This is a genomic window from Sunxiuqinia sp. A32 (assembly GCF_052690465.1).
The window spans coordinates 94624-114425 of record NZ_JBQYLI010000005.1 but is presented as its reverse complement, the minus strand read 5'-3'; the positions used below and the strand labels follow the sequence as shown (position 1 = coordinate 114425).

Here is a 19802-nt window from a genome sequence, read left to right as displayed (position 1 = left end):
TACATGAATAATATTTTTATATTATGGATTATATTATCATTTAATTGTGCTCCATGTAAAAATGAAGGTAGAGTGTTTCTCTCTTTTGTCCGTTTAAAAATCAGTACATTTGTCCTTGGTTCTATTTTGAAATAGTATTATTCAATAAAAAGAAATGAACAATACCGAATATATTGGAGCAAAGAAACAAGAAGGATTTCCAGGGCAATTAAGCTATGTTATTCCTGATCGGATACTAAGTTTGGTGAGCAAAAACCCAATTTGTTCGGATCTGTTCATCACTGATATAGGTTATTACCCCAAGGCAAGCCATCATTTCCGTGAACGAAAGGATGGAGTGAAGCAGACTATTTTAATTTATAATGTACATGGAAAAGGAACGATTGAGGTAGGGAAGAATCGCTTTCAGATAATGCCTGATCATTTCTTTATTATACCTGAAGATATTCCGCATTCTTATTTTGCTGATCCCAAAAACCCATGGACAATATACTGGATTCATTTCTCAGGGAATAAGTCTAAAATGATTGCTACTCCGGTTTTGAAGCCCGTTGAAGTAGAGCGAACAAAAACATCCAGAGTGACTGAGCGACTTAATTTATTTCACGAGATTTTCCAAAACATGGAGCGAGGATTTAGCATGGAAACGACGGAATACGTTAACCTTTGTTTGCCACATTTATTGGCTTCATTTACTCATTTGCAACAATATCGGGCGATAAATGAGCAGGTTTCAAAGGATCCTGTTGCTGAGAGTATTAATTTCATGCTTGATAATATTAACCAAAAATTTCGGCTTTCTGAATTGGCGAATGCGGCTCAGTTGTCTACGTCACATTATTCTAGAATTTTTTTATCTCGCACTGGCCATTCTCCAATTGATTACTTCATTCAACTTAAAATACAACGATCCTGTAGATTCCTAGACAATACAAAATTGTCAATAGCGGAAATTTCACGTGAAGTTGGATTTGAAGATCAGTTTTATTTTTCACGTCAATTTCGGAAGATAATGAATATGTCTCCACGTGATTACAGAAACAGATGATTTAGAATGCTTTGGTATTGCTCTTCATTATAAAAGACTTCAAGCAAAATTTGAATTTGAAAGCTGCTCTGTTTTAGGAGATTTAATAATGTAATAAATACAATTATAAAGTCAAAATTACTAAATTTAAAGGTTTACTCTAATGAACTATGAAATTGGAACTGCTACCCGTTTTTTGTTGAATAGCAGAAGATACATGGTGATTTTATTGATCTGGAGTTTAATCTTACCAAAGAAATTGAGTTGAACTTATGAAAAAGAAATATGCAATTGGTGTTGATGTTGGAGGTAGTCATATCAGTGTGCTCTCCATGGACATGGAAAAGGAGACAATACTGAAAAATGGAAAATCCTGTTGTGTAGTCGACAATACGGCTTCAGCGATAGAAATTCTAAATTCTTGGAAAGATGCTCTTGGTAAATCTATTTCTGATATTGGACAAAATGATTTGGTAGGAATCGGCATAGCAATGCCCGGTCCTTTTGATTATACGAATGGTGTTGCCTTGTTTACTAAAGACGTTAATAAATTTGAGAATTTATATGGCGTTAATGTCGCTGTTGAGCTCAAAAAAGTTTTGGATTTGCCTGATAATGTTCCGATACGTTTTGTAAATGATGCAACCGCATTTGCTATTGGTGATGCGTGGAAAGGGAAAAGTTCAAATTCAAAAAGAACAATTGCTATTACATTGGGTACCGGGTTGGGTGTAGCCTTTATAGAATCCGGCATTCCGGTATTAGAAAGAAACGACGTTCCTCCTAAGGGATGTTTGTATCACTTACCTTATAAGGATAGTATTGCGAATGATTATTTCTGTACAGGGTGGTTTGTGAATGAATATGCTAAAAGAACCGGTAAAAGCGCACATGGAGTAAAAGAAATAGCCAGGCAAACAGATGCCAATCCGGAACTTATTGAAATTTTTAACGAATTTGGAGCCTCTTTGGCAGAGTTTCTTTCATTGTGGATTCAAAGATTTAATGCTGATTGTCTGGTGCTTGGTGGAAATATAGCCAGGGCATTTGAACTGTTTGGCCCCGCTTTTTCTTCGGTACTTGAACGTAGGAGTATTGATATAAAAATACAATTGTCGAATCAGATGGAAAGCTCAGCCATGATGGGAAGTGCGCGACTAATGAATGAGGATTTCTGGAAACAGATTCAGCCATTATTACCTTTGATGTAGGAGTTGGATAAGTAATTAATATTCGAAAAATGAGTGCCAATATTCAGGATATAAAACCAACAAAAAGAATTCTTTCTCTTCGGAAAAAGACGTTGGAAGCAACAAGACACCTTTCCACGGAACAGGCTAAATTGATAACGGCTGTTTATCAGGAAAATGAAAATCTTCCAGTTATATTGAAACGTGCAAAAGCTCTCGCAAGCTCATTGAAAGGAATGACTATTTCAGTTGATCCGGAAGAGTTGATTGTTGGAAATAGAACTCCTGATATCCGTGCAGGAATCGTATTTCCTGAGGCTGGAATTTCATGGCTCGAAAATGAAATTGAAACACTTCCTACCCGAACCCAAGATCCTTTTCAGCTTAGGCAAGAAGATATTACCTATTTCAGAGAAATTCTGGAGCCTTACTGGAGGGGAAAAACACTCGAAAATGATATTTATAATACCTATGGCAATGAACTGGAGGCTTTAGGGAAAGTCGTAAAAATCAACCAGAAAGATCATGCACAAGGACATATCTGCCCAAAAGTTGAAGATTGGCTTAAATATGGCCCAAAAGGATTATTGGAAAGTGTAAAAATATATTTGAAAGACTCATCGAGTGAATCCAAAGATTTTTATGAAAGTGTTGGTATAACACTGGAAGCTTCATGTGAATTTATTCGCCGCTATGGCGAATTGGCCATGAAAATAGAAAAAGAACAGTCCGATACTGATTTAAAAGAAAATCTAAAAGGGATAGCAGAAGTTTGTATTTCTCTCTCAGAAAACCCGCCTTCAACTTATCGGGAAGCACTTCAATCTGTTTGGTTTCTGTTTGTCATTCTGCAAATGGAATCAAATGCTTCTTCATTTTCTCCCGGGCGTATCGATCAATATTTATTCCCTTATTTTGATAAGGATTTGAAAGATGGCCGGATTGACATGAGTGAGGCATTAGAATTAATGGACGCCTTGTTTATTAAATTCAATCAAATTGTATATATGCGAAATGCACATAGTGCAGAGTTTTTTGCTGGCTTTCCAATTGGGTTTAATTGTACAATTGGGGGTCAAACAGTTGATGGAGAAGATGCCACCAATGAACTCACCTACTTGATAATTAAAGCGCAAGACCATATTCGGTTGCCGCAACCAAATTTAACCGCCCGAGCTCATAAAAACTCGCCCGAAAAATATTTGTTTGAATGTAGCAGAATAATTGGTTTGGGAACAGGAATGCCTCAGATCGCAAATGATGAAAGTATTATTCCTTCATTAAAGCAAGTCGGAATCAGTCGGGAAGATTGCAATGACTATGTTTTGGTTGGATGTGTTGAACTGAGCACCCAAGGAAATTATCTTGGTTGGAGTGATGCAGCGATGTTTAACCTGGTAAAAGTGCTGGAGCTAACCATTAATGATGGGAAATGCCTGATTTCAGGAAAACAGATGGGATTAAAGACTGGAGATTTAACTCAGTATTCCGCTTATGAAGATTTGGAGAACGCATTTCAGTCGCAAATAGATTATTTTATTGATAAAATGATCGGTGCCTGTGAAGTGGTTGAAAAGGCTCATCAGGATCATTTGCCATCGCCTTTTCTTTCGGCAGTTGTTGATGATTGTATTGAACGTGGAATTGATGTTACTGCAGGAGGAGCAAAATACAATTTGTCGGGAATACAGGCGATTCAGGTAGCAAATATTGCGGATAGTTTGGCAGTGTTGAAACAATTGATATTTGATGAGAAAAAGGTTGATAAAGCGACTCTTCTTAAAGCGTTGAAAGCGAATTTTAGAGACAATGAACCTCTTCGTCAGATGTGTATTAACCATGTTCCTAAATATGGAAATGATGTTGTTTGGGTTGATTTATTAGGAGCCAAATGGGCAGAATATTTCGCAAAAAAAATAAAAACCTATACCAATTACAGGGGAGGTAAATATCACATGGGGTTGTATACAGTTTCAGCACATGTTCCGATGGGAAATAATGTGGGAGCTTCGGCTGATGGTCGACTTGCCCAAACTCCATTGGCTGACGGCGGAATGTCTCCGATGTACGGACGGGATAAGAAAGGGCCAACTGCAGTCTTGAATTCTGTTCTTCGCATGCCTTCTCATCTTGCAAGTAACGGTACTCTATTGAATATGAAATTCCTGCCCTCATTATTTTCTACCAGTGAAGGTACTGGTAAATTCGCATCGATGCTTAAAGCGTTTACTGGCTTACCGGTTCATCATGTTCAATTTAATGTGGTAACCTCGGATGAACTGAAAAAAGCGAAGGAGGATCCTGAATCCTATCGTGGACTAACCATTCGAGTAGCTGGCTATACGGCATATTTTATTGAGTTAGCACCCGATTTGCAAGATGAAATAATTAATCGAACTACTCATGGTGAAGAATAATTCGATGGAGGGGAAAATATTTAAAATAAAACGCTTTTGTGTTCATGATGGACCAGGTATTCGAACATCGGTTTTTTTGAAGGGATGTCCGATGAAATGTGTTTGGTGTCATAGCCCAGAGGGGATAAGTTCCGGAAATTCACTTTGGTACAATAAGAATCTCTGTATCTCATGTGCATTGTGTGTAAATGCATGTCCTACAAATTCATTACTGTTAACAGGAGAGCCAGTTTCTCAAATAGAGATTAATAGAAAAACCTGTAATCTATCAGGGGAATGCATAACGATATGCCCCACGAATGCTTTACAATTCACTGGATATAAAGCTACCGTCAATGAAATTGTCGAAGAAATTGAGAAAGACCTCACGTTTTATCAAAAATCAGGGGGTGGTGTCACACTAACAGGAGGAGAAGCACTGCATCAACCAGAATTTACAACTGCCATACTAAAAGCTTGCAAGGATCTGAATATACACACGACCATCGAAACTTGTTTGTATTGTGATCGGGAAGCTATCGATCAGGTTTTACCTTACGTTGATTTGTTCTTTGTTGATATAAAGATTTTTGATACAAAACAGCACAAGCTTCATACAGGGAGAAACAATGAGAAAATAAAAGATAACTTTCGATATTTAGCAACTACGGGAAAGAAAATTATTGTCAGAATACCTCTGATAAGCGATATTACAGATACCGTTGCAAACAAGACAGCCATCAAGAATTTTGTCTCAGAAATCGATGAAAACATCCCAATTGAATTGATCAATTATAATCCGTTAACTGAAAACAATTACGCTCGACTGGGAATACCGTTTCTTCTACAAAAGAATAAATAATTGGATTATAAGATAAACACCAACTTCGATTGGTTGATTTTTGACAGAAAGTAAAATATTTTGGAACTTGTTCAAAGAATTTTTCATTTTTGCATACCAGAACAGAACAGATAATCTAACCATTATGAAAAACCTATTATTGCTTTTTGCTATTATTATCGGAATGAGCCAACATATTAAGGCTCAACCTACCTTTCCATTTCAGAATACTGATCTTACTATTGAAGAAAGAGTTGAGGATTTGGTATCCAGGCTAACAGTTCAGGAGAAAATTGATCAATTGCTTTACGAGGCACCTGCAATTGAGCGACTTGGTGTCCCTGAGTATAATTGGTGGAACGAATGTTTGCACGGTGTTGGACGCGCTGGCTATGCGACTGTTTTTCCACAGTCTATTTCCATTGCCGCCTCATGGGATAAAAAATTAATTTATGATGTTGCTTCTGTAATCTCCGATGAAGCTAGGGCTAAGCATCATGAATTTGTTCGAAACGGACAACGTGGTATCTATCAGGGACTGACATTTTGGTCTCCAAATATCAATATTTTTAGAGATCCGAGATGGGGTAGAGGACACGAAACATACGGAGAAGATCCTTATTTGACCGGACAAATGGGAAAAGAGTTTGTGCAGGGATTACAAGGAGATGATCCTAAATACTTAAAGCTGGTTGCAACCGCTAAACATTATGCAGTTCATTCAGGACCCGAGCCTGGGAGACACCAATTTGATGCTAATGTAAGTGAACGGGATCTTCGTGAGACTTATTTGCCAGCATTTAAAACATTGATTGTTGATGGCGGAGCATATTCTGTGATGGGAGCGTACAATAGATTCAGAGGAAAAGCTTGTTGTGCTAGCGATGATTTGTTTGGAATATTGCGAAATGAATGGGGATTTGATGGTTATGTCGTTTCCGACTGTGGTGCAATAACAGATATATGGAGGTATCATAGGATTGTGCCTGATGCTGCTTCTGCGTCTGCTCTTGCTGTTAAAAGTGGATGTGATTTAAATTGTGGATCTGCATATAAAGCTCTTGCGGATGCATACAAGCAAGGTTTGCTTACCGAGGAAGATCTGGATGTTGCAGTAAAAAGATTGTTTACCGCACGTTTTAAGCTTGGAATGTTTGATCCGGAAGAATTAGTCGAATATGCACAAATTCCCTATTCAGTAAATGACAATCCAGCACACGATTATTTAGCTTTGGAGGCTGCTCAGAAAAGTATCGTCTTGCTTAGAAATGAAAACAATGCATTGCCTCTTTCAAGGAATATAAAATCAATTGCAGTTATTGGCCCAAATGCAGATGAAGTTCAGTCACTTTGGGGAAACTATAATGGTATTCCTTCTCATCCGGTAACAATTGTTAATGGCTTAAAAAATAAGGTTGAACCTGAAATAAATGTAATCTATGAGCAGGGGTGTGAATTAGCTGAAGGTGTTCCTCTTTTCGAACCTATACCCTCTGTTTACTTTCAAACGGAAGATGGAAGACAAGGTGTTGTTGGAGAATACTACGCAAATAGTGAACTTGAGGGTGATCCTTTGTTTACAAGGGTTGATAATCAAATCAATTTTACTTGGGATAATGGAATTCCAGATCCTCGGATGGAAGATGACAATTATAGCGTTCGGTGGACCGGATATTTGATCCCTCGAAAATCGGGCGAATACATTATTAGTGGAATGGGTAAACCTTATATCAAGATTACTCACAATGGTGAAAGTGTTTCAAGTGTAAGAAATCGTGACAATGCTGCTTTGGCTCCATATAATGTAAAGCTGGAAGCTGGTGAGAAGTATCAATTGACTGCAGAGTACAAAAATTATTTTGGAGATGCTACAGCAAAGTTATTATGGTCGGTTCCTGATCCGAATATGAAAGAAAGAGCTGTTGAAGCTGCAAAAAAATCTGACGTTACAGTTCTTGTTTTAGGATTGAATGAAAGATTGGAAGGAGAAGAAATGAAATTGGAGGTTGATGGTTTTAAAGGTGGAGATAGGACACATTTGAAATTACCAGCCAAACAGGCGGAGCTAATGAAAGAAGTTGTTGCTACCGGAAAACCGGTTGTTTTGGTTCTTATTAATGGAAGTGCCCTTTCAATCAATTGGGCTGCTGAAAATATTCCTGCTATTATTTCGGCCGGATATCCTGGACAACAGGGAGGAACTGCTGTTGCCGATGTATTGTTCGGCGATTACAATCCATCGGGGCGTTTGCCTGTTACCTATTACAAATCGGTAGATCAATTGCCACCATTCGAGGATTATAATATGGAAGGACGTACTTATCGGTATTTCCACGGTGATCCCCTTTTCCCTTTTGGGTATGGATTAAGCTACACAACATTTGACTATTCGAACTTGCAGGTTCCAGAGAAAATAAATGTAAATGAACCCGTAATAATTTCTGTTGATGTTACGAATATGGGAAGTCGGGATGGAGATGAAGTGGTTCAATTGTATCTTACTGATGAAAAAGCATCAACTCCGAGGCCTATCAGACAATTGGAGGGTTTTGAACGAATTAGTCTTAAAATGGGCGAAACAAAAACTATAAGCTTTACCTTAAAACCAGAACAGTTATCACTGATTAATAAAGAAGACATTCGAGTAATTGAACCAGGCTGGTTTACAGTTAGCGTAGGAGGAAAGCAATCCGGATTTTCAGGTGTAGCGGATGCCGAAACAACATCAACCGTAGATGGAAGATTTAGAATCGTAGGAAAAGAGGTTTCTGTAAAATAAGGTCTGTAGAATAAGCAATAGTTCAAATTAAATTGAATGTTAATTTAGAAAGCTAATAAATGGATTCAAGAGTTATCGGATTCATTTATTAGCTTTGTCATTTGTAATTTATGTGAGATCAATTGTTAGCAATAGATGATTCCATTTGAAAAAGAGTTAATAAAGGAATTGAAGAAGGGAGATCATTCTGCTTTTGAACGAATTTTCCAACAGTATAGCAAACAGCTTTTTTTGTTTTCATTAAGTTATCTGAAATCCAGGGAAGCAGCAGAAGATATCGTTCAGGAAGTATTTGTTAAGATATGGAAAAACAGAGCAGACATTCGGACAGACAAATCATTTCAATCTTACCTTTTTACGATTACACTGAATGCAGTGCGGAAATATTTCAACAAGCTTTCACGCATTAATGAGGTAAAGCATGATATCATATTCAACTTATCTGAGCATAAAGAGGAATTTGACAACAGGTCTGATTACCAGTTGTTGCTTGATAAGCTGGAAGAGTTGATAGAGCAGATGCCTGAAAAGAGAAAAGTTGTTTTCACTAAAATGAAAATTGAAGGCAAATCGCAAAAGGAGATTGCAGAAGAACTAGATATTTCTGTTAAAACGGTTGAATACCACATCTCGGAATCGATGAGATATCTAAAAGATGAATTTGAACGATTAAGAATTAATGGAATTCTTTTCTTTCATCTGTTTGTTCAATAAAAGGACTACTCAAAGATTTTATCCTCTCATTAAAAATATTAATATTTTCTTATTTTAATTTGCCCTTTATCAGTGTGTTGTGTTTGTTTTTGGTGTGAGAATTGATTTTTTTTTGATTTTTGCCTAGGGATTTCAAATAAACCAGGATATAACTGGTGTTTTTGAAATAATTATAGAATGAAAGGTAAAATTGATTCCAAGATTCTGGCAAATTTCTCGAAAGGTAATTATTCGTATAACGATTATCTGAAAGTGAAAGATTGGTTTCAGAATGTTTACAATGATAAGGATACTGAAAACTTTCTTTTTGATGGTTGGCAACAATTGTCAGATGTAAAATCTCAAGAAGATCTTCAACCGGTTTTCGAAAAAATTCACTATCAAATATTGCTAGAAGAGAAGAAAGAGAAAAGAAAGTTGAAATTGTGGCAATATTATCGAAACGTTGCAGCAGTATTAATTCCTCTTTTTATAGTCACTTTCTTTAGCTATTTACTATTTAATAAAGATCCATTAGCGACAGACCAATGGGTTGAAATTAATGTCCCGGAAGGAGCCAAAAGTAAGTTTATGTTGCCAGATAGCACTTATGGTTGGCTAAACAGTGGAGCTAAACTTAAGTATTCTCCCAAATTTCTGGATAATCGTGTTGTTGAGTTGGAGGGTGAAGCCTTTTTTGACGTGAAACATTTTAATAACTCAAAGTTCATTGTAAGTACAAGAGATATGGATGTAAAAGTATTGGGAACTCAATTTAATGTTTCAGCCTATTTAAATGATCCATATACCTCTGTTACCTTGGAAAAAGGAAAGGTGGAAGTAATCGGAAAGTCGGCAAAATTCAAAAAGGATTTGGTTCCTGGTGACATAATTTCCTACAATCACAATCGAAAAAGTCTAAATTTTGACAAAGTAGATACGAAGATTTATACCTCATGGAAAGAAGGGTATTTAGTTATTAACAATGAACCCTTAGGACAAGCAGCTCTTAAGATAGAACGTTGGTATAATGCCGAATTGATAATTGAGGATGAAACTTTAAAAAACTTTGTTTTTAAAGCGACATTCAATGATGAGCCATTGGAAGAGGTAATGAGATTGATTGCAATGACGACACCGATTGATTACCAAATAGAAAAAAGAGATGTTGATGGACAGGGAATATTAAAGAAAAAGAAAGTAATAATAAAACTCAAATAATAGAATGCAAAACAGGAAAGTGTTTGCGGCACTTTCCTGTGAATATGCAGAGCAATGCACAATAATTATTTACTCTAACACAAATGTAAATTTATGGAAAAATTTCGAGAACCAAAGGCGCAAAGAACCTTTTCGCCCTATGATGGGTATGCCTTTAAAAAGATTATTAGGATGTTACGATTTACCGTATTTTGTTTTTTTCTGGGACTTATCCAATTGATGGCTGTAGAATCATATTCGCAGCAGACAAAGCTTTCTTTAGATGAGAGCAACCAACGTTTGGAAAATGTTTTGAAATTGATTGAGGATAGGTCGGAATTCTTTTTCATTTACAACAGGGACCTTATCGATGTTAATCAAACTGTTGATATAAAAGTAAATGATCAGACAATTAGCTCTATTCTTGATAAGTTGCTAAAAGGAACAAATATCAATTATTCTGTAGTAAACAGGCAAATTGTATTAGCAAGCTCCAATAGCGATTTTACTGCTAGTGCGCAGCAAAAGTCAATTTCAGGTAAGGTAGTTGATAATACAGGCATGGCGCTTCCGGGTGTTACAGTGGTTATTAAAGGAACAACTACCGGAACGATAACAGACGTTAATGGAGGATTCGTTTTAGGAAGTGTTCCTTCCAATGCCACCTTGGTATTTTCTTTTGTTGGAATGAAAACTTTCGAAGTTGCAGTTGCAGGAAATTCTGTGATCAATGTTACTATGGAAGAAGAATCTATTGGTCTGGAAGAAGTAGTTGCTGTTGGTTATGGAACGCAAACAAAGGCGACTCTTACTGGTTCTGTGGCTTCAATTAAAAGTGAAGATATTGTAGTAACAAAGAACCAAAACCTACAGAACACACTGACTGGTAAAATGCCAGGAGTTCGGGTTGTTCAGAGGACATCTGAACCGGGAACTTTTGATAATCAATTTGATATTCGGGGTTTTGGGTCACCTCTTGTTGTTGTGGACGGAGTTCCAAGAGATAACTTTACAAGATTGGATCCAAATGACATTGAAAGTGTATCCGTACTAAAAGATGCAGCAGCTGCAGTTTATGGGGTTCGTGCCGGTAATGGAGTTGTTCTTATTACAACTAAAAAAGGCGAAAAAGGGAAGGCGAAAATTGAGTATTCATACATGACCGGATTTCAAAATCCTACAGGATTACCTTCCCCTTTAGATGCAATTGATCGGTTTACGATTTTTAACGAGAAATCAATGCATAATATTAACTCTCCAACTTTAACTTATGATGATGATGTTATGCAACCTTTCTTGGATGGTACCAGGGAAAGTACTGATTGGTATGGTGAAGTTATGAGAAGCAATGCTCCCCAGTCTCAGCAAAATTTAAGTGCTAGCGGTGGATCAGAAAAGATTGATTATTACATTAATATGGGATATAGCTATCAGGGAGGATTTTGGAAAAGTAACGACCTGAACTATAAAAAATACAATGTACGGGCAAATCTGAATGCTCAAATTACTGAACAGCTAAAAGCATCACTAAAAGTGAGTGGCATTTTAGATGAGCAGAATCGTCCATATCGGGATTCGTGGGAAATATTTAAAAATCTATGGAGGTCCCATCCTGACGATCCATATTATGCAAATAATAATCCAGACTATATATACAAAAATCAGGCTGACTATAATCCGGGAGCTATTGCTGATGCTGATATTTCCGGGAATCGTGTTAATATCAACAGGATATTCCAAAGTTCTTTTTCATTGGATTATGAAGTGCCATTCATAAAGGGACTTACAGCTAGTGGTCTTTTTAGTTATGATTTTTCAATGAATGACAGGACTGACTATCAGAAAATATTCTATGAATATGAGTATAATGCTACGACAGATGAGTACATGTCAACCAGTTATCAATCTCCAAACAGGGTTACAAGGAATTATAGTAGCAGACCAAGTAAGTTGTTACAACTCTCCTTAAAGTACAAGGCTAATATTAATGAAAAACACTTTTTCGATGCATTAGCACTTTTTGAAGAAAGCAACAATTCCGGTGATGGTTTTTATGCCCAAAGAGAGTTGAGTATTGCAATTCCATATCTGTTTGCAGGTAATGCCGACAATCAGGTTGGTAACGCAAGTAGTGGAGGTGTTTACGAGAATACAAATAAAGGTTTGGTTGGAAGATTGGATTATAACTACTCAGGGAAATACCTTTTTACCTTTAGTTTTCGTTATGATGGTTCATCAAAATTCCCAACCAATAAGCAGTGGGGCTTTTTCCCTTCATATAGGGCAGCATGGCGTGTCTCTGAAGAGGGATTTTTTAAGAACTCATCGTCATTATCATTCATTAACAATCTTAAATTAAGAGCATCTTATGGTGTTATGGGTGATGACGGAGCTTCACGGTTCCAATTTATTACCGGATATGATTATCCGTTTAGCGGAGGTAATTCTCAAAAACTTGCTTCAGGCTATTTGTTTGATTCCTGGACTAGCTCTCTGGGATTCCGAAATGTTGCCAATCCCAATATTACTTGGTATACTTTAAAAACAACCAACTTAGGTTTGGATGCAAACTTATGGGATAATTTGTTAGGTATTAATCTTGACATTTTTAGACGAGACAGAAGTGGATTGCTTGCAAATCGTCTATTATCTCTTCCATTGTCTTTTGGAGCTAACTTGCCACAAGAGAATTTAAATTCTGACAGGACAGAAGGATTTGAACTTGCATTAACACATCGGAATAAGATAACTACAGATTTAAGTATTAATCTTAGTGCCAATATTGCTTATACCCGTACTAAAAATATTTATGTTGAAAGAGCAGAAGACGGAAGTTCATATGCAAAATGGAGGAATGATCCAACAAATCGATACAACGATATTTGGTTCGGATTAGGATATGAAGGTCAATATCAATCTTATGAAGAAATTAAATACTATCCAGTATATACCAGCCGGGGAGTTCTTCCAGGTGATTACATTTATGATGATTGGAATGAAGATGGCATTATTGATAATGCAGACCGTCATCCAATTGCAACAACAACAAATCCATCGAGCAACTTTAATGGTAAAAGAAATTATCCTTTGTTAAACTTTGGTTTTAATATCGGGGTCAACTACAAGAGATTCGATGTAAATGCACTATTCCAGGGAGCAGCAAAATCATATGCAGCTTACGGAGAGATGTACCAAAGTATTGTTTCAAACGCGTTAGATTTCTTTATGGATCGTTGGCATCCGGTTGATTCTCGAAAAGATCCTTATGATCCAACTAATGAATGGATTCAAGGCAGACTTGCTTATACTGGTACAACATATGATATAGATTCCGAAAGAGGAATACAGAATACTTCTTATTTGAGACTTAAAAGTATTGAGCTTGGATATACATTGCCTGAAAGGTTAACCCAGAAAATTGGCATGAGTAATCTTAGGATTTTTGCTAATGGTTATAACCTGTTAACGTTCACAAAAGCAATTGGAGTTGATCCTGAACATCCATCTGATTTATATGGATATCTGTATCCGATGAATAAAGTGGTAAATGTTGGTGCTAGCCTTAGATTTTAATCCTCTTTAAATTAAAAATTATGAAAATAAAATATATTCAAATAACATTATCAGCCTTGCTGATTTTAAGTTTTTTTTCGTGTGAAAAACTTGATATTGCTCCACCAAACGTACTTACCAATGAAGTGATATTGAGTAGTGCTGAAGGAGTGAAGGCCTATATGTCATCACTATATGGAAGGTTGCCAATTGAGGACTTTAAGTATAGTGCAACAAATAATTCAGGATACAGAGGATTTAATACATGGAATAGTATCAATAGTCTATCTGTTAATACTGGTGAAAATGCGAACCGTAACTCTGGTGGATTCCAAAATCCTGCTTTAGGCTGGTGGTCAGATGGATATCTTGAGATAAGATATGCTAATAACTTAATTGAAGAGCTGCCAAAACAATCAACATTGGATCAAGCTAATGTGAAACGATGGGTAGGAGAAGCCTATTTTATCCGTGCTTATACTTATTTTGCTTTGGTAAAGAGATATGGTGGTATCCCATTAGTTTCAGAAGTTCAGTCATATGATGGAACAAATGCTGATGAATTATTTGTGCAAAGAAGCAGCGAAGAAGAATGTTTTGATTTGATCAAAGCAGATTTGGATTCAGCAATCAATAAACTTGGGGAGACAAGTGAAAATCCTGGACGTGCAAATAAATACGTTGCAGCAGCTTTCAAATCAAGAGCTATGTTATATGCAGGCTCGATTGCACGCTATGCCGCACCTAATACTGTAGGTGGGGTAATGATAAATGGAATACCTGAGACAAAAGCAAATGAATACTTCAAAGAAGCATATATATCTGCAAAAATGCTTGAAGGTAAATACAGTCTCTATATGAAGAGTTGGTCTGCTTCTGATAAAAAAGCAACAGCCGATAACTTTGCAAACTTGTTTGTTGATTCTGATAGTCCTGAAAATATTCTTACTAAAGGATATTCATATCCTGATGCAGTGCATAGTTGGGATCATTTATACAATCCTACTCATATGACGAATGGTGGTGGGGATAGATACTGTCCTACACTGGATTTTGTTGAAATGTTTGATGGAATGGATAAAAACGAAAAAGGACAATTAGTAACAACAAATCCAGACGGAACCTACATCGTCTATAATTCTGCAACTGAATTTTTTGAGAATGCTGAGCCAAGACTTAGAGGTCAAGTCCTTTTTAGTGGAGATAAACATAAAGGATTGACGGTGGATATCCGTCGTGGTATTTTTAAAGAAGATGTTGATCCTGCTGCGCCAATTCAGAAATTCTTTCCTGACGAATCAAGGCTGGCTTACTCGAAAAATGATTTCTACAAGGCTAATGTTGTTGAATCTTCTCAAGCAAATGCAACAGGACAAATACCTTATGAGTTATCAAATGGGAAACTGATTTATCCATGTGGATTAGACGGTGTTAGTTCTTCAAGAGGGTATGCAAACATTATGGGATTTGCTGGTAGAAAATATTTATTGCCAGATCTGCCTAAAGCATCAACATTAATTCATCATTCAACCCAACCTTGGATTGAAATCAGGTATGCTGAAATATTACTCAATAGAGCAGAAGCAGCTTTGGAATTATACCAGAACGGAGCTACAGTACCTGGAGCTTCCGATCTTCAACAAGATGCTTTCGAATGTATAAATCTTATTAGAAATCGTGCAGGTGCAGATTTGCTGGTAAGTAAAACCGATCTTTCCACTGATCCTTCAGTTCCATTGGAAGATGGTGGATACATGATTGCTCCAAACCGTGGACTTCAACTAGTTCGCATTGAAAGGAAAAAAGAACTTGCAATGGAGAACAAAATTTACTGGGATATGAAACGATGGAGGACTTTTGATTCAGAAATTAATTCAAGAACCTGGAGAGTTTGTATGCCTTTTATGTTTGCACAAGGTGCAAATCCAATTTCGTCGGATGATGTTGAAGGAAAATGGATTTTAGACTGCAGGTATGATGAGCGTGGATCAAGGTTTACATTCTCTGTAAATAATTATTATGAACCGATTCCTTCCTCTGAGATTACGAAAGGCCTTCATCCAAATCCAAGTAATTAATTAATGTGATTTTAAAAATACTAAGATGAAAAAAATACTATATCTAATATTTATAATAGCGGGAATGTATTCTTGCGAAATAGATAATTTCACTTCGCCGAGTGAAACCTTGAGTGGACAGATAACTGATATGAATGGTGTCCCACTTCAGATGGAACAGGGAAGTGGTAGTGGGAGGATGAAAATAGAGGAGTTGAGATTTGAGAATCCTATTCCGGTCTATTTAAACTTTAAACAAGATGGTACTTATAACAATTCTAAGATATTTGCGGGTGAATATCGGGTATATCCTGTTGAAGGGCCATATTATCCGCTAGATAGTGCAGAGATGAAGATCGTGGACATTCAGGGGAAAGCTACTGCAAACTTTGAGGTAGTCCCATATTTAAATCTTGAGTGGATAGGAGAACCATCTGTTACAGCAGATAATAAAATCGTTGCAACTTTTAGGTTTACCAGAAATCCTGCTCCTGCAGGACAGACAGAACCAGCTTTGTCAGATTATCAGTTATTTATTTCAACGACTCAATATGTAGGGAACAACAATTACGATAATACGATAGTTGGCTCTACAGTTAACCTGACAGACGGCGACGAAAATCAGGAGATTACTATAACATCGACGCAGCCGATGAAATATTCAACTACTTTCTTTATTCGCATAGGAGCTCGAGTCAAGGACAATTATAAAAAGTATAATTATACAACCATAAAACCTGTTACGGTTCCCTAGCAGAGCTAGTAATTATATAGAGGGGACATTGTTCCCCTCTATTTTTTATATACTGTTGCCGGTTCAAATAATGCCTTTAAGTGTAATAAATGCAATCGCAAAATGAAATATCTTATATTAGTACTATTCTTCGCCTTTTTATCAATAAACACAATTGCTCAAACAAAAAAAGATTTTAGGAATGTAGGCGTTAATAAGTTTACTACGGTTGGTAATCATCCCTATTTATTTTATTCCCCTAAACATATTGAACAACTTCAAAATGCAATTTCAAGCAATTCTTCAATTGAAAATGAATGGCTTCAACTTATTGATTTAGTTAGTGATAGTCAGAAAAGTGGATTAGGTGCTGTTGATAATCTTGGGTTGGCATATTTAATGACAGGGGAGATTAATTATGCAAAAAAGCTAAAAGAGATTTTATTTAGCTATTGTAATCGTCAAGTTTGGGAAGAGGATAATTTGATAAACAGAAAACCTTCCTGGAATGCAGGGTTGTTACTGGCAAAGATAACTAGAACAATTGCAGTGGGCTACGATTGTATTTACGACTATTTAACACCTGAAGAACGAAAGTTTATAGTCGATAATCTTGTTAATAAAGGAATTCTCCCAACGCTAAATGATTGGTTAATTGGGTTTAAGAGAATTCATTCGTTTGATTCAATGGGACACAATTGGTGGAGTGTTTGTGTTTACAACGCAGGTATTGCAATACTGGCAATATTGGATGAAGATCCGCGTGCTGGTGATTGGTTAAATGAAATTGTAAAGTCGATTCCTCAATGGGTTGAATATCAGGGAACCGTGTTCGGACACAAACCTGCAAATTTTGATCGGGAGGGTGGTTTTTACGAAGGCGTAAATTATGCAGCCTTTGCAATCAGTGCTTTATTAAAATTTAGATTGGCCTACCTAAACACCTTTCCTGATACCGGGTTTATCGATTTACCAGTATTAGATAAAGTTGACAAATTTTTTATTGATGCCTGTTATCCAAATTCAGGAGGTTTAATGTCGGTAAATTTTGGCGACGGAGAGTTTGGTGCAAATGATGAAAATCCGGTAGCGCTATTACTCGCAAACGGACTTTACAAAGAGAGATATAATTGGTACTTAAATCAGTTTGAAAAGAAGGAAAGGTTCTCTGGGTCTGGATTTCGGAATGATGAATCACCTCTTGCTTTTGATTTAATCTATTCACCCGGTATTGATAAACATCAAATCCCGGACAGCCCCGATTTACCACATTCTGCATTGTATCCCGATATGGGATGGGCAATGTTAAGAAACTCATGGGATAAAAATGCGACACTTCTTGCTATTAAAAGTGGTTTTAATTTTAATCATGCCCATGCAGATGCTGGTTCATTCATTTTATATCATAATGGTAAAAATTTGATTTGTGATTCAGGCAGCGGCAATTATAGTGACCCTAACTACGTCAGGTATTTTTGCCAGAGCGAAGCGCATAATGTAGTCCTGTTTAATGGAGAGGGAGAAAACAAGGAAGATCGATATACCGGATCGAACAATCCCGGGCATCTCTATAGTTTACTTGATGCAGGTGATATGAAATACATTTATGCCAATGCATCGGGCCCCTATGCACAGCACTTAATGCGGAATTTCAGACACTTTCTATGGATCGGAAATACAATTTTGGTTATTGATGATTTAAAATCATACGAGCCAGGTCAGTTCGAGTGGTTACTTCATTATAACGGAGATACTTCGGTTAAAGATGGAGATATTACAATAGCTGATGAGGATGCTGAAGTAGTTGTAAGACCGCTGTTTCCTGAAACTCTCGAAATCCCGGGAAAAGATAACGATGAAAAATTGAAATTAAGAGTTAAGGAAGGACCTGCAACCAGAAGTTCAAGACCTCCGGTTCCCTACTATTCAATATTGAATCCTAAGAAAGAACGGGTTGCAAAATTTGTTACGGCAATTTTCTTAAAAAATAATCAGTCAGGTAGTTTCTTGCCTAAAGTAGAGACTTCTGAAGGAGATAAGTTTTTGAAAATAAAGATTACCGACAATGAAAAAGTAACATACGTTTACTATAACCTGGTGGCTGATGGAAGGATTATGCACGAACCCAGCATTAATACTTTTGACGGTTGGGAAACAGATGCCACCATGGTTGCAATTTCATATAATGCTAACGAAAAAAATATGGGTGTTGATGAGGCTTTAGACTACACCGTGATTGATGGAAGTTACTTGCGTAAAGAAGATAAAATAGTTATGAGTTCTTTATCAAAAGTGTTTATGATCGCGAAGAGAGAAGGAGCGACCGTTGATCTTTATTTAGATGGACAGCCAATAATCGATTTGCAATTAAGAGCCATAGGAAGTCCGACGAAGGTTCTCGTAAACAATAAGCCTGCAACAATAAGTTTCGATGCTTTCTCTAAATTGTTTAGACTTGAAAAAGCTAATAGCACCTATTAAATATATTAACAAATGAAACACCTCAATAGATTTTACTATTTGATAGCTCTGATGCTGGTTGTAAACCTTGCATTCAGCCAAAATCCGTTGGTTCCTAATTACGAGGAAACACCAAAACGTTCGTGGGAAGATAAGTTTGATTCTTTTTCTTTTAAGGTGTTTAAACAGGATGGACATACCTTACCTTATCGCTTGTATGTTCCCGAAAATTTGGAAAAAGGTAAAGATTATCCTCTCGTTATTTTCTTCCATGGTGCAGGGGAGAAAGGCTTTGATAACCGAAGTCAGTTCCAGCGTTTTAATCCGGTTGAATTCTGGAAAAAGTTTCCTTGTTATGTTCTGGCTCCGGAATGCCCTTCCCGAACACCTGAAACAACAAATGCTGAATCAGTATGGGTGGATACTCCTTATGGAAACAGGGAGCATCAGATGAAAGAAGATCCGACCTGGCCCATGCAACTTGCTATTTCACTAATTCAAACTACCATTAATGAGAAGCAGGTTGACACCAACCGTGTGTACGTGACTGGTTTGTCAATGGGCGGGTTTGCAACCTGGGAGATCTTGCAACGTCATGGCGAATGGTTTGCAGCGGCGATTCCGGTTTGTGGCGGAGGCGACCTTGATTATGCCGCAAAGCTAAAGGATATTCCCATGTGGGTTTTTCACGGCGCAGTTGATCAGACGGTGCCCGTGGAGTGCTCTCGCGATATGGTTGCAGCTATTCAAAAAGCAGGAGGTAAACCGGGATTTACAGAGTTCCCGGATGTTGATCATGGTGCCTGGACGCCCACTTACGGTGATCCGCAAGTGTGGGAATGGTTATTTAAACAAGTGAAAAAGTAAAGGAGGG

The 19802-nt window shown here is 37.0% G+C and carries 12 protein-coding genes; all 12 read left to right on the top strand.

Annotation, left to right across the window (positions count from 1 at the left end; genetic code table 11):
- The first annotated feature begins 154 nt into the window (after positions 1-154).
- Positions 155-1048: a helix-turn-helix domain-containing protein gene (locus tag ACUNWD_RS06675; RefSeq protein ID WP_445587011.1), complete on the top strand. Its 894-nt coding sequence runs from the start codon at positions 155-157 to the stop codon at positions 1046-1048.
- A gap of 251 nt (positions 1049-1299) precedes the next feature.
- On the top strand, positions 1300-2238 hold the full coding sequence (locus ACUNWD_RS06670; protein WP_445587010.1) for an ROK family protein: 939 nt from the start codon (positions 1300-1302) through the stop codon (positions 2236-2238).
- Between the two features lie 29 nt (positions 2239-2267).
- Positions 2268-4634 carry a glycyl radical protein gene (locus ACUNWD_RS06665; RefSeq protein ID WP_445587009.1) on the top strand — a complete coding sequence of 789 codons (2367 nt, stop codon included), beginning with the start codon at positions 2268-2270 and terminating at the stop codon, positions 4632-4634.
- Entirely contained in the window at positions 4621-5475 is an 855-nt protein-coding gene (locus ACUNWD_RS06660; RefSeq protein ID WP_445587008.1) for a glycyl-radical enzyme activating protein, read from the top strand. Before ACUNWD_RS06665 ends, ACUNWD_RS06660 begins: the two co-directional genes overlap by 14 nt.
- Positions 5476-5599: 124 nt before the next feature.
- The gene (locus ACUNWD_RS06655) at positions 5600-8233 is read left to right on the top strand and encodes a glycoside hydrolase family 3 C-terminal domain-containing protein (RefSeq protein WP_445587007.1); all 2634 of its coding nucleotides are present in this window, start codon (positions 5600-5602) and stop codon (positions 8231-8233) included.
- A gap of 135 nt (positions 8234-8368) precedes the next feature.
- Positions 8369-8947, top strand: a complete 579-nt coding sequence (locus ACUNWD_RS06650; protein WP_445587006.1) for an RNA polymerase sigma factor — start codon at positions 8369-8371, stop codon at positions 8945-8947.
- A gap of 177 nt (positions 8948-9124) precedes the next feature.
- A complete protein-coding gene (locus tag ACUNWD_RS06645; RefSeq protein ID WP_445587005.1) occupies positions 9125-10147 on the top strand; it encodes a FecR family protein in 1023 nt (340 codons plus the stop codon).
- Between the two features lie 93 nt (positions 10148-10240).
- Complete coding sequence (locus ACUNWD_RS06640; RefSeq protein ID WP_445587004.1) at positions 10241-13699, top strand: TonB-dependent receptor; 3459 nt, start codon at positions 10241-10243, stop codon at positions 13697-13699.
- Positions 13700-13719: 20 nt separating this feature from the next.
- On the top strand, positions 13720-15756 hold the full coding sequence (locus tag ACUNWD_RS06635) for a RagB/SusD family nutrient uptake outer membrane protein (RefSeq protein WP_445587003.1): 2037 nt from the start codon (positions 13720-13722) through the stop codon (positions 15754-15756).
- Positions 15757-15781: 25 nt separating this feature from the next.
- Positions 15782-16489, top strand: coding sequence for a DUF3823 domain-containing protein (locus ACUNWD_RS06630; protein WP_445587002.1), 708 nt, complete (start codon positions 15782-15784; stop codon positions 16487-16489).
- Between the two features lie 102 nt (positions 16490-16591).
- A complete protein-coding gene (locus ACUNWD_RS06625) occupies positions 16592-18949 on the top strand; it encodes a heparinase II/III domain-containing protein (protein ID WP_445587001.1) in 2358 nt (785 codons plus the stop codon).
- A 12-nt stretch (positions 18950-18961) separates the two neighbouring features.
- Positions 18962-19795 carry a carboxylesterase family protein gene (locus ACUNWD_RS06620; RefSeq protein WP_445587000.1) on the top strand — a complete coding sequence of 278 codons (834 nt, stop codon included), beginning with the start codon at positions 18962-18964 and terminating at the stop codon, positions 19793-19795.
- Positions 19796-19802 lie beyond the last annotated feature (7 nt).

Coding starts and splice junctions, on each gene's coding strand:
- ACUNWD_RS06655 (WP_445587007.1), top strand. CDS start 5,600: ATGAAAAACCTATTATTGCTTTTTGCTATTATTATCGGAATGAGCCAA.
- ACUNWD_RS06635 (WP_445587003.1), top strand. CDS start 13,720: ATGAAAATAAAATATATTCAAATAACATTATCAGCCTTGCTGATTTTA.
- ACUNWD_RS06645 (WP_445587005.1), top strand. CDS start 9,125: ATGAAAGGTAAAATTGATTCCAAGATTCTGGCAAATTTCTCGAAAGGT.
- ACUNWD_RS06660 (WP_445587008.1), top strand. CDS start 4,621: ATGGTGAAGAATAATTCGATGGAGGGGAAAATATTTAAAATAAAACGC.
- ACUNWD_RS06625 (WP_445587001.1), top strand. CDS start 16,592: ATGAAATATCTTATATTAGTACTATTCTTCGCCTTTTTATCAATAAAC.
- ACUNWD_RS06620 (WP_445587000.1), top strand. CDS start 18,962: ATGAAACACCTCAATAGATTTTACTATTTGATAGCTCTGATGCTGGTT.
- ACUNWD_RS06650 (WP_445587006.1), top strand. CDS start 8,369: ATGATTCCATTTGAAAAAGAGTTAATAAAGGAATTGAAGAAGGGAGAT.
- ACUNWD_RS06670 (WP_445587010.1), top strand. CDS start 1,300: ATGAAAAAGAAATATGCAATTGGTGTTGATGTTGGAGGTAGTCATATC.
- ACUNWD_RS06665 (WP_445587009.1), top strand. CDS start 2,268: ATGAGTGCCAATATTCAGGATATAAAACCAACAAAAAGAATTCTTTCT.
- ACUNWD_RS06675 (WP_445587011.1), top strand. CDS start 155: ATGAACAATACCGAATATATTGGAGCAAAGAAACAAGAAGGATTTCCA.
- ACUNWD_RS06640 (WP_445587004.1), top strand. CDS start 10,241: ATGGAAAAATTTCGAGAACCAAAGGCGCAAAGAACCTTTTCGCCCTAT.
- ACUNWD_RS06630 (WP_445587002.1), top strand. CDS start 15,782: ATGAAAAAAATACTATATCTAATATTTATAATAGCGGGAATGTATTCT.